The sequence below is a fragment of the Sphingorhabdus sp. genome, assembly GCF_035329025.1.
Classification (GTDB): Bacteria; Pseudomonadota; Alphaproteobacteria; order Sphingomonadales; family Sphingomonadaceae; genus Sphingorhabdus_B.
This window is the reverse complement of sequence record NZ_DAOLHN010000007.1, coordinates 68675-79433: the sequence shown is the minus strand read 5'-3', so window position 1 is coordinate 79433 and position 10759 is coordinate 68675. Positions and strand designations below refer to the sequence as shown.

General features: G+C 57.3%; 10 protein-coding genes. 4 read left to right on the top strand and 6 right to left on the bottom strand.

Annotated features, from left to right (window positions below; all coding sequences use genetic code 11):
• The coding region (lepA, locus tag PKC81_RS03255; RefSeq protein ID WP_324333199.1) for a translation elongation factor 4 at nt 1–1629 on the bottom strand (1629 nt) is incomplete at its 3' end.
• A 90-nt stretch (nt 1630–1719) separates the two neighbouring features.
• Between lepA and PKC81_RS03250 the strand changes: the two genes are divergently transcribed.
• Entirely contained in the window at nt 1720–3588 is a 1869-nt protein-coding gene (locus PKC81_RS03250; RefSeq protein WP_324333198.1) for an ABC-F family ATP-binding cassette domain-containing protein, read from the top strand.
• On the opposite strand, the gene PKC81_RS03245 is transcribed toward PKC81_RS03250, so the two are convergent.
• The 4 genes from PKC81_RS03245 to PKC81_RS03230 are packed head-to-tail and all read right to left on the bottom strand — an operon-like array spanning nt 3585 to nt 5775.
• Complete coding sequence (locus PKC81_RS03245; RefSeq protein WP_324333197.1) at nt 3585–3773, bottom strand: DUF1289 domain-containing protein; 189 nt, start codon at nt 3771–3773, stop codon at nt 3585–3587. The two genes, PKC81_RS03250 and PKC81_RS03245, sit on opposite strands and share 4 nt — an antisense overlap.
• Entirely contained in the window at nt 3774–4301 is a 528-nt protein-coding gene (locus PKC81_RS03240) for an AAA family ATPase (protein ID WP_324333196.1), read from the bottom strand.
• Nucleotides 4298–4861 carry a nicotinamide riboside transporter PnuC gene (gene pnuC / locus PKC81_RS03235; protein WP_324333195.1) on the bottom strand — a complete coding sequence of 188 codons (564 nt, stop codon included), beginning with the start codon at nt 4859–4861 and terminating at the stop codon, nt 4298–4300. Before pnuC ends, PKC81_RS03240 begins: the two co-directional genes overlap by 4 nt.
• Nucleotides 4858–5775: an alpha/beta fold hydrolase gene (locus tag PKC81_RS03230; RefSeq protein WP_324333194.1), complete on the bottom strand. Its 918-nt coding sequence runs from the start codon at nt 5773–5775 to the stop codon at nt 4858–4860. Before PKC81_RS03230 ends, pnuC begins: the two co-directional genes overlap by 4 nt.
• A gap of 141 nt (nt 5776–5916) precedes the next feature.
• On the opposite strand from PKC81_RS03230, the gene PKC81_RS03225 reads away from it, so the two are divergent.
• Both PKC81_RS03225 and PKC81_RS03220 read left to right on the top strand, forming a co-directional pair.
• Nucleotides 5917–7656, top strand: a complete 1740-nt coding sequence (locus PKC81_RS03225; protein ID WP_324333193.1) for an alpha/beta fold hydrolase — start codon at nt 5917–5919, stop codon at nt 7654–7656.
• A gap of 81 nt (nt 7657–7737) precedes the next feature.
• The gene (locus tag PKC81_RS03220) at nt 7738–8571 is read left to right on the top strand and encodes an alpha/beta fold hydrolase (RefSeq protein WP_324333192.1); all 834 of its coding nucleotides are present in this window, start codon (nt 7738–7740) and stop codon (nt 8569–8571) included.
• Here the strand turns inward: PKC81_RS03220 and PKC81_RS03215 are convergent.
• A complete protein-coding gene (locus PKC81_RS03215) occupies nt 8568–9305 on the bottom strand; it encodes a class I SAM-dependent methyltransferase (protein WP_324333191.1) in 738 nt (245 codons plus the stop codon). The two genes, PKC81_RS03220 and PKC81_RS03215, sit on opposite strands and share 4 nt — an antisense overlap.
• Nucleotides 9306–9450: 145 nt before the next feature.
• Between PKC81_RS03215 and PKC81_RS03210 the strand changes: the two genes are divergently transcribed.
• Nucleotides 9451–10758 (top strand): FAD-dependent oxidoreductase, encoded by a 1308-nt coding sequence (locus tag PKC81_RS03210; protein ID WP_324333190.1) that lies wholly within the window; start codon nt 9451–9453, stop codon nt 10756–10758.
• The last annotated feature ends 1 nt before the right edge of the window (nt 10759 follow it).

The following is a 10759-nucleotide window of genomic DNA, read 5'->3' as shown; positions in this document are numbered from 1 at the left end:
CTTGCCGCCGATCGCCGCCTGGATCGGGATCTTGAACAGATGGCGGGGGATCAGGTCTTTCAGGCGCTCGCACATGCCGCGGCCGCGCGCTTCGGCGGTGCTGCGGTGCACGATCATGGAGAGCGCGTCGACCGGATCGCCATTGACCATGATGCTCATCTTCACAAGGTCGCCCTCGCGGTGGCCGATCTGGTGATAGTCAAATGACGCGTAGCCGCGGCTGATGCTCTTCAGCCGGTCGTAAAAATCAAAGACCACTTCATTGAGCGGCAGTTCATAGACGATCTGCGCGCGGCCGCCGACATAGGTCAGCTGTTTCTGGATGCCGCGCCTGTCCTGGCACAGCTTCAGGATAGACCCCAGATATTCGTCGGGGCAATAAATGGTCGCCTCGATCCACGGCTCCTGGATTTCCTCGATGCGGTTGACATCGGGCATGTCCGCCGGGTTGTGCAGCTCCATATCGCGCGCATCCTCGGTCTTGCTGCGGCCGAGTTTCAGCTTGTACACCACCGATGGCGCAGTGGTGATCAGATCAAGATCATATTCTCTGGAAAGGCGCTCCTGGATGATTTCCAGGTGGAGCAGCCCCAGGAAGCCGCAGCGAAAGCCAAAGCCCAACGCAGCGCTGGTTTCCATCTCGAAACTGAAGCTCGCGTCGTTGAGGCGCAGCTTGGAGATAGATTCGCGCAGTTTCTCGAAATCCGCCGCGTCGGTGGGGAAGAGGCCGCAGAACACCACCGGCTGCACTTCCTTGAAGCCGGGCAGGGGCTCTGCCGCCGGACGCTTCGCATCGGTGATGGTATCGCCGACGCGGGTTTGCGCGACTTCCTTGATTTGCGCGGTGATAAAGCCGACTTCGCCGGGGCCGATTTCATCGAGTATCTCGATCTTGGGGCGCATGCAGCCGACGCGGTCGATCAGGTGGGTGGTGCCCGCCTGCATGAATTTGACCTGCTGGCCCTTTTTGATCGCGCCATCGATGACGCGCACGAGGATGACGACGCCCAGATAGGGGTCGTACCAGCTATCGACCAGCATCGCTTTCAGCGGCGCGTTGCGGTCACCCTTGGGCGGGGGGATACGGGTGACGATGCTTTCCAGCACCTCGGCGATGCCGATGCCCGATTTGGCGCTGGTAAGGACGGCGTCGTCAGCGGGCAGGCCGATGATTTCCTCAATCTCTGCCTTCACCTTGTCGACATCGGCGGCGGGCAGATCGATCTTGTTGATGACGGGCACGATTTCATGGTCATGCTCGATCGACTGGTAAACATTGGCGAGGGTCTGCGCCTCCACCCCTTGCGCGGCATCGACCACGAGCAGCGCGCCTTCGCATGCGGCGAGGCTGCGGCTGACTTCATAGGCGAAGTCGACATGGCCCGGCGTGTCCATCAGGTTCAGCTCATATGTCTGGCCATCCTTCGCGGTGTAATCCAGGCGGACGGTCTGCGCCTTGATGGTGATCCCGCGTTCCTTCTCAATATCCATATTATCAAGGACTTGTGCCGACATCTCGCGCTCGGAAAGGCCACCGGTATGTTGGATTAGCCGGTCCGCCAGCGTCGACTTGCCATGATCGATATGGGCAATGATAGAGAAGTTCCGAATGTGGGAGAGGTCAGTCATTCCGGCCCCCTAGCAGCGCCTGACATTCCCCACAAGGCAGCGCAATCGCTGCATGACAGCCGACATCACCTCTGCTAGGCGCGCGTCATCATGCTCAACCTGAACGGCATCACCGTGCGCCTTGGCGGACGCACTATCCTCGACCGCGCCACCGCCGCGCTGCCGCCCTATGGACGGATCGGTTTGATCGGGCGCAACGGTGCCGGAAAGTCGACTTTGATGAAGGTAATGATCGGTTCGCTGGAGGCCGATGACGGCAGCCTCGAAATGCCCAAAGGCACGCGCATCGGCTATATCGCGCAGGAAGCTCCAGCGGGCACCGCGACGCCTTTCGAAACGGTGCTGGCGGCGGACACCGAGCGCGCTGCATTGATGATTGAAAGCGAGCAGGAGAATCTCGATCCCGATCGCATGGCAGAGGTGCACGAACGGCTGATCGCGATCGATGCCTATACCGCACCGGCACGGGCCTCGCGCATATTGGTTGGCTTAGGCTTTGATGAGGAGATGCAAGGGCAACCGCTCGACAGTTTTTCCGGTGGGTGGAAAATGCGTGTTGCGCTGGCATCGCTTTTGTTCTCGCAACCGGACCTGTTGCTGCTCGACGAACCGTCAAACCACCTCGATCTCGAAGCAACGCTTTGGCTTGAAAATTTTCTCAAAAACTATCCCGCGATGATGGTGGTCATCAGTCACGAGCGCGATCTGCTCAATAATGTTGTCGACCATATCCTGCACCTCGAAGGCGGGCAGGTCACGCTGTACAGCGGCGGCTATGACAGTTTCGAACGCCAGCGTGCGGAGCGGGCTGCACAATTGGCGGCGGCCAAGGCAGCGCAGGACGCGCAGCGTGCCAAGCTGCAGGACTATATCGCCCGCAATTCCGCCCGCGCCTCGACAGCGAAACAGGCGCAGAGCCGAGCCAAGGCGCTGGCCAAGATGCAGCCGGTGCAGGCGATGGTCGATGATCCGACGCTGAGTTTCGATTTCCCCAGCCCCGACGAATTGAAACCCCCGCTGGTCACGCTGGATCTGGCCAGTGTCGGTTATAGTCCCGGCAATCCTGTTTTGCAGCGGTTGAATCTGCGCATCGACCCCGACGACCGGATCGCGCTGTTGGGCCGCAATGGCAACGGCAAAACAACATTGGCCCGATTGCTCGCGGCTCAACTGATGCCGATGGAGGGTTCGATGAACGCATCGGGCAAGATGCGCGTTGGCTACTTCACGCAATATCAGGTCGAAGAACTGGACGGCGACGATACGCCGCTCGAGCATATGACCCACCAAATGAAAGGCGCGACCCCGGGTGCGGTGCGGGCGCAACTGGGGCGCTTCGGCTTTTCTGGCGCGAAAGCGACCACGCAGGTCGGCAAGCTATCAGGCGGTGAGCGCGCGCGCTTGGCGCTGGCGCTGATTACCCGTGAGGCACCGCATATGCTCATCCTCGACGAACCGACCAACCACTTGGACGTCGATGCACGCGAAGCGTTGGTGCAGGCTTTGAACGAATATGCGGGGACTGTCGTACTCGTCAGCCACGACCGGCACATGCTCGAGCTGACGGCGGACAGGTTGGTGTTGGTTGATGGCGGTACGGCGAAGGAATTTTCCGGTTCGATCGACGATTATACCGACTTCATTCTGGGTAAGGGCCCAGCAAAGGATAAGCTCTCCAAGGCTGACCGGAAGGAAGACAAGAAGGTCGCGGCGGCGGCGCGTGAAGCGCAGGCAAAGCTGAAGCGTGAGGTAAACGATGCGGAGGCTGATTTGGCGAAGCTGGAGGTCGTACTGTCCGCGATTGATAAGGCTATGTTCGACCCGCAATCTGCTTCGAGCGAATATAAAGACCTGACTATGGGCGAATTATCGCAACGGCGCGGAAAGATCGTCGCTGCGCAGGAGGCCGCAGAAGCGCGCTGGATATCTGCAAGCGAGGCTCTGGAAAAGTTGGGCTAGTCCGCCAGTTTCTGGTTCAGGCGGATTAGTCGATCAGGAAGTTCTACCAGTATTTCCAGCCTCTGCGCGCGATCTGCGCATAGCCAGCCAGAAATTTCATCCAATGTCCGGCCGCAGCCAAGGCACCACTGTCCAGTCGGATCAATAGTGCAAACCTTGATGCAAGGCGATGCAACGTCATCCATTCAATTCGCCAGAACTTTGTGAATAGCGTCGAGCGCGGCGGCAAAGCGCGCATCCCCAATTCCCCGAACCAAAGTGTAGCGGACACCGCGCGCATCCAGTTCGGATTTACACAAATCAAAGAAGTGCTGCCGTTCCTCGGTTTTCGCATAAACGCGTAAACCATCGTCAACAAAGGGCAGGTCGATATCGAGCAGTAGGTAGAGATCGGCATAGCTGTTGAAACCGGCAAACCACGGATCGTTAAGCCCAAACATCATCTGCGCCCAGACTTCGGTAATCAGCGGATCGGTATCAAACAGCACCAAGGGCGCGCTTAATTCCGCTCCACGCTCTGCCGCAGCTTTGTTCATCGCATCCTGCGCTTCGGCTATATGCACCAATTCGGCCATGCCAATGTCTGTGCCATGCGCCTCGCAATAAGCGCGGCCATATTCGGGGACGACCTCGCAGCCGAAATGCGCCGCAAGCCGTGTGGCCAGCGTCGATTTGCCTGTGCTTTCAGGCCCATGGAGGCAAATGCGCTTCATTCCTGCCGCGCCTGTACCTTGCGCCATTCCACCAGCCCGGCAACCGCAAGCACGAGGAACAGCGCATACAGTCCGGCGGTCAGGTAAAGCTCTTTCAGAATATAGAGCGGGATGGAAATGATGTTGACCGCAATCCACCAATACCAATTCTCAATCAGCCGTCGTGTCATCAATATTTGCCCGACGACGGATAGCATTGCCACACCTGCGTCCCAGAACGGAAAGCTGGCGTTGGTGTGATTGGTCATGATCAGTCCCCAAGCCAGCGTGGCAAGGATTGACCCTGCAATCCATGCGCCGAATCCGTTTGGGCTGAGTTCTTCGACGACGATTTCGCCAGCATCCGCCTTGTTACGGCTCCAACTCCACCAGCCATAGGCATTAACAGCGATGAAGAAAATCTGCAGCCCGGCATCGCTGAAGAGCTTCGCATCCCGAAAGATGATAAAGTAAAGTGACACCATGGCAATCGCGAATGGATAATTCCATACTGAGCGGCGGATGATGAGGATGATATTGGCGACGCCAAGCAAGACGGCGGCGATTTCGATTGGCGTCATGAAAGTGGCGTCTCCAGCCAGTTGCTCAGCAGGCGATTGACCTCTTCCGGCGCGTCTTGTTGCACCCAATGCGAGATTCCGGGTAGACGATGAACCGTAAGTTTGGGCACCCATTCTTCCATCCCGTCGAGCAGGTGGATATCGAGTGCGAGGTCATTTTCCCCCCAGAGAACCAATGTCGGCACGTTGACCATGGCGTCGCCCACCTCGCGCGCCTCTGGATAGCGCACCAGCGCGCGGTAATAGTTGACCATTGACTGCATAGCGCCGGGCTGCTGTGCTGCCTCGGCATAAATATCCAGATCTTGCGGTGGGAAACGATCCTTGTTTGCCGCCGTGTTGAAGAATGCCCCGCGCACCGCTTTGGCATCGTTGGCCAGCATCATCTTTTCTGGCAGCCAGGGAAGTTGGAAGAAGAAGATGTACCAGCTTTTTTTCTTCTGCCGCCAATATTTCAATTCACGCTCCGCGCATTTGGGATGCGGGACGTTCATAATGACCAGCCGGTCGAGTGGACGTATTTTCTGGATGGCGAAGGTCCACGCGATCACCGCACCCCAATCATGCGCGACGAGCATCACTTCGTCGGTAGGGGCTTCCACTTTGGCCAGATCGATCAAAGCAGCCACGTCAGCCATTAGGTGATCCATGCGATAGGCTGGCACTCCTTCCGGTTTGGATGACGCGCCGTAACCGCGCATATTGGGTGCCCAAACCCGCCAGCCCTGCGCTGCTAGTTCAAGCATCTGGTGCCGCCACGAAAAGTTCAGTTCGGGAAAACCGTGTAGCAGGATCGCAAATTTACGCGATTGAGGATCGCCCGCTTCTGCCAATTCAAAGCGTTGCCCATTGGCCTCGACGAAGCGCTGGCGGATGCCTGAAGCCGCATCTGCCACCCACGAAAAATCGGTCATTCTTATGGTTCCTCCCAGCTCACGCTCGGCATATCGGCGCGACCACAACGCGTCCAGACGAAACGGCAACGATTTTCGCCGATTGACGTTGTTCTCGCGAAGTGCAATTTCTTTGGTTGAGGAAGAGGAGAGGTTGCTCAGATGGCTGAAAAGAAAGCAAAAGCTAAAGCAGGTGGCGGCAAGAAAAAGGGATTGGGTGCAATTCCCGAAACCGCATTTGATGCAGCTAACGATGCGACCATGGCTCTAGGGCCGTTGGCCGGCCTCGCGCGCGAAGATTTTGCGGGTGCCATCGGTGTTATGCTTCGGCAGACCGCAGCCAATCCGAACAGCGCTTTCAAGGCTATGTCGGGGCTGACCGAAGATGCGGTCAAGATCATGGCCGGCAAATCCGATCTGGCACCAGACCCCAAAGACAAGCGCTTCATGGATCCGGCCTGGACCTTCAATCCCTTCTTCAAAGCCGGTGCGCAATATTATCTGGCGGTGCAAAAGGGCATCAAGGGTTGGATCGAGGATCTGGAGCTTGATGCGCTCGAGCGTGATCGCGCCAATTTCGTCAGCCAGATGGTCATTGATGCGCTTGCACCGACCAATAGCTTGATCGGGAACCCGACCGCGCAGAAGCGGCTTGTGGACTCCGGCGGTCTGAGCCTGATCAAGGGGCTGCAAAATGCCTATAATGACATGGTTCACAATGATGGCATGGTCAGCCAGGTCAACAAAAAGCCTTTCAAATTGGGGGAGAATATCGCGACCACCCCTGGCAAAGTCGTCTACCGAGACGAGATGTTCGAGCTGATCCAGTACACGCCCGTGACCGAGGAAGTGTACGCGATCCCGCAACTCACCATCCCGCCGCAGATCAACAAAATGTACATCAACGATCTGTCGCCGGAAAAGAGCATCATCAAATGGCAGGTCGAGCATGGTTTCCAGACCTTTGTGATCAGCTGGCGGAACCCAACGCACGATCAGGGCGTCTGGGGAATGGGCGATTATATCGAGGCATGCCGCAAGGCCGTCGATGTGGTTTGCGAAATTACCGGCAGCGAAAAGGTCAACGTCTCAGGTGGCTGCTCGGGCGGCCAAACCATGTCAGTGCTGTGCTCGCGTATGGCGGCAGATGGCGATGACCGGATTAATGCAATCACCATGATGGTCTGCGTGCTTGAGCCAAAGCCGGGTGATACCGAGGCCAGCTCGCTTGTCAGTCACAACGGCATCAGCCTCGCAAAACAGCGTGCGGCCAAGAAAGGCGTGATCGAAGGCAGCAGCCTGGCACGTGGCTTTGCGTGGCTGCGGCCCAATGACCTGATCTGGAACTATGTCATCAACAACTATCTGCTCGGTGATGATCCACCAGCATTTGATATCCTTTTCTGGAACGCAGATGCGACCAATTTGTCGGCGAGCCTGCTGGGTGATTTCCTCGAACTGTTTGAGGCCAATGCCTATGCTGCCCCCGGCACCTTTAATATCGCAGGCCATACGCTCGATCTGACCAAGGTGAAGGGCGATATGTTCATTCTGGGCGGCACCACCGACCATATTACCCCGTGGCAGGCCTGCTATCGTTCGACGCAGTTATTCGGCGCGAAGAATGTCGAATTTGTGCTGAGCCAAGCGGGCCATATGCAGGCGATCCTCAATCCTCCGGGTAACCCCAAGGCCAAATATTGGCGGAATACCAAGGGTAATCCACCTGCGGATGTAAAGCAATGGATGAAGGGGGCCGAAGAAAATTCCGGTAGCTGGTGGCCGTTCTGGACAGAATGGCTTGCTGAGCGCTCGGGCAAGAAGGTGAAGGCGCCAAATGGTTGCGGCAGCAAAGCGCATCCGCCCATGGAAAATGCACCGGGTCTTTACGTCCTCGATTGACGCTTGCGTAAAGCGCGTCGCAGGCTATGCTGCGACGCAACAAAAGACGCCCGCAGCGGCCCGGGCAGCAGGGGAACAAACATGACCAAAACACGCGAGCCGCGTTTCAGCATGGAGCAAGTCGACGGGCGAAATCTGCGCGTCGCGCACTGGAAGGCTGAGAGCAAAACCGACAAGCTGCCGTTGCTGTTTTTCAACGGCATAGGTGCGAATATCGAGGCGATGGCGCCGTTGGCGCATATGCTGCCCGATCGTGATTTCCTGACCTTTGATATGCCAGGCGTCGGTGGCTCGCCAGAGCCGATGGTGCCCTATAATGCGTGGATGATGGGGCGGATTTCGGAGCAACTGCTCGACCGGTACGACATGGCGCAGGTCGATGTCATGGGCGTTAGCTGGGGCGGGGCGATGGCGCAGCAGTTCACTTTGCAGAACGGCCCGCGCGTCAACCGCCTGATCCTGGCTGCAACCACGGCAGGTATGCTGATGGTCCCAGGTAACCCCAAGGCGTTGATCAAAATGGCCGATCCACGTCGCTACATCGATCCCGATTTCATGCGCAAGCATTTCAATACCTTATATGGCGGAACAGATGATGGCTCTGAAGGCCATATTGGCCGTATCAAGCCGCCGTCAAAGACCGGCTATTTCTATCAGTTGTTGGCGATGCTTGGCTGGACCAGTGCACCCTTCTTGCCTTTCATGAAGCATGATACGTTGATCATGATGGGTGGCGATGATCAGATTGTACCCGTCGCCAATGGCCATTTTCTGAAAATGCTGATCCCAAATAGCGAACTGTTCATCATCGATGATGGCGGACATCTGTTCATGCTCAGCCATGTTGAGGAAAGTATTACCGCGATGCGCGAATTCCTTGATCGGCCCAAGGTAGCGAAAAAACAGGCGGCTTAACTGCGCTTCGCAGTTTCCTTGCAGGTCTTGATTGCAGCCGGGGCAGGGGCTTTGCCCTTGCGTTCAAAGCGGGCGAAATAGGCGCCGACTTCGGGCCGTTCGGCAAATTCGACCAAGCGGTAGCCGACAGCGTCAAACTCGCAAAACAGCAGTTTTGGCGGAATGCCGTGCTGCTTGGTCGCGCGGTCCCGGTCAACAACGATAACCTGCCCACCGGATTTTAACGCGCTACGCAGACGCCAGATGAAGGCATAAGGTTCGGTCACCTCATGGTACATGTGCACCATGAAGATGCGGTCGAAACTGTTCGCGGGGAGGCGTGGATCGTCGATGCCACCTTCCTTGATCGCGACATTGTCCAGCCGCTCGCGTGAGATGCGTTCGCCGAGCCGGTCCAGTGCGCCGCGATTGATGTCCTGCGCCAGAACACGGCCTTTTACGCCGACGCGTTCAGCCAAGCGCACAGTATAATAGCCTTCGCCTGCACCTATATCGGCGACCGTCATTCCCGGTTCGATGGCAGCCCAGTTCATCAATTTTGTCGCTTCACCCGCCTCGTCGCGTGCGGCTTCGGTAGAAAATTCTGTGTCACCGGTCTGCGAAACGGCCCGATCAGCTTGGGGAAATTGCTTCGAAGTTTCCGGGCGGTCGTCTTGTTTTTCAACCTCTTTGCACGCCGGCATTGCCAGCATCAGCGCGGTCGCCGCCAACAGGTTTGGAAACTTTACACTCATATCCCCAGCATTAGGCGGATAAGAAGCGGGGGAAAAGCGCTTTCCGCTGCATTCGACTGATTGCATTTACATTTTCGCTGCTTATGCTTCTTATTCGGAGAAGAGGCTGACCTTAAGGTTGGCGGGCAAGTGAAGGAGGGAGCGCTTGCGTCACATCGCAATCATCGGGTCAGGCCCCGCAGGTTATTACACCGCCGAAGCCGCGCAGAAACAATTTGGCGATGATGTGCGCGTTGATGTCATCGACAGGCTGCCTGTGCCTTACGGACTTATCCGTTTCGGCGTCGCCCCCGATCACCAGTCAATCAAGGCGGTTTCGCGGCGTTATGAAGGTGTGGCGCTGTCCGAAAATGTGCGCTTCGTCGGCAATGTCATGGTCGGCGAGGATATCTCGATAGACGAGCTTCTCGGCATGTATGACGCGGTTATTCTCGCAACCGGAGCGCCCAATGATCGTGACCTTGGCATTCCAGGGTCCGACTTGCCCGGCGTCTTTGGCAGTGCGGCATTTGTCGGATGGTATAATGGCCACCCGGATTTCGCCGATCTTGAGCCTCCGCTTGAGGGCAAGCATGTAGTGATTGTCGGGAATGGCAATGTTGCGCTCGATGTCGCACGTATCCTCTCCAAAACCCGCGTCGAACTCGGCGGTTCGGATATCGTCAGTCATGCGCTCGATATGCTCGAAACCGCGAATACTGAAGAAGTGACAATCCTCGGTCGTCGTGGGCCACACCAGATTGCGATGACGCCTAAGGAGTTGGGCGAACTGGGCCATCTGGAACGGGCGTGCCCCTATGTTGACCGTGCGGATCTGCCCGATGAGGGTGAAGACATGCTGCTTGAACCCGGCTTGCGCAAATCGGTGACGTGCCTGCGCGAATTTGCGGCGATCCCTGAGAGCTACAGGGCGACCAAGCCGATATCCATTGAATTTGATTTCTTTGCTGCCCCCGTTGCCATTGAGGGAAATGGTAAAGTCGAGAGGATAATTGTCGAACGCACCGAACTGGATAGCGAATTGCGCAGCCGGGGAACCGGCGAGACTTACGCGATCGACTGCTCGATGGTCGTAGCTTGTATCGGCTATCAGACGCCCTCAATCGAAGGCGTGCCCTATGAGCATGGCCGCGGTCGCTTTGCCAATGTCGAAGGCCGCATCCTTCCGGGGCTCTATTGCGTCGGTTGGGCCCGGCGTGGACCTTCAGGCACAATCGGTACCAACCGGCCCGATGGTTATATGATCATCGAAGCTGTTGCCGACGATATCGCAGACGGAGCAGGCAAGCAGGGGCGTGCTGCGCTCGATGAACTGCTCGAACAACGCGGCATTCAAATCGTCAAATTTTCCGATTGGAAGAAGATCGAGGAAGCCGAAATTGCCCGGGCCAGGGAAGGGGCTCCGCGCGAGAAGTTCGTTCGCATCGAAGATATGATCAAAGCGGCGAATTGAA

What these genes read in the sequence shown, in the direction of transcription:
- PKC81_RS03225 (WP_324333193.1), top strand. Translation starts at nt 5,917, where the DNA reads ATGGCTGAAAAGAAAGCAAAAGCTAAAGCAGGTGGCGGCAAGAAAAAG.
- PKC81_RS03220 (WP_324333192.1), top strand. Translation starts at nt 7,738, where the DNA reads ATGACCAAAACACGCGAGCCGCGTTTCAGCATGGAGCAAGTCGACGGG.
- pnuC (WP_324333195.1), bottom strand. Translation starts at nt 4,861, where the DNA reads ATGACGCCAATCGAAATCGCCGCCGTCTTGCTTGGCGTCGCCAATATC.
- PKC81_RS03215 (WP_324333191.1), bottom strand. Translation starts at nt 9,305, where the DNA reads ATGAGTGTAAAGTTTCCAAACCTGTTGGCGGCGACCGCGCTGATGCTG.
- PKC81_RS03245 (WP_324333197.1), bottom strand. Translation starts at nt 3,773, where the DNA reads ATGGATGACGTTGCATCGCCTTGCATCAAGGTTTGCACTATTGATCCG.
- PKC81_RS03230 (WP_324333194.1), bottom strand. Translation starts at nt 5,775, where the DNA reads ATGACCGATTTTTCGTGGGTGGCAGATGCGGCTTCAGGCATCCGCCAG.
- PKC81_RS03250 (WP_324333198.1), top strand. Translation starts at nt 1,720, where the DNA reads ATGCTCAACCTGAACGGCATCACCGTGCGCCTTGGCGGACGCACTATC.
- PKC81_RS03240 (WP_324333196.1), bottom strand. Translation starts at nt 4,301, where the DNA reads ATGAAGCGCATTTGCCTCCATGGGCCTGAAAGCACAGGCAAATCGACG.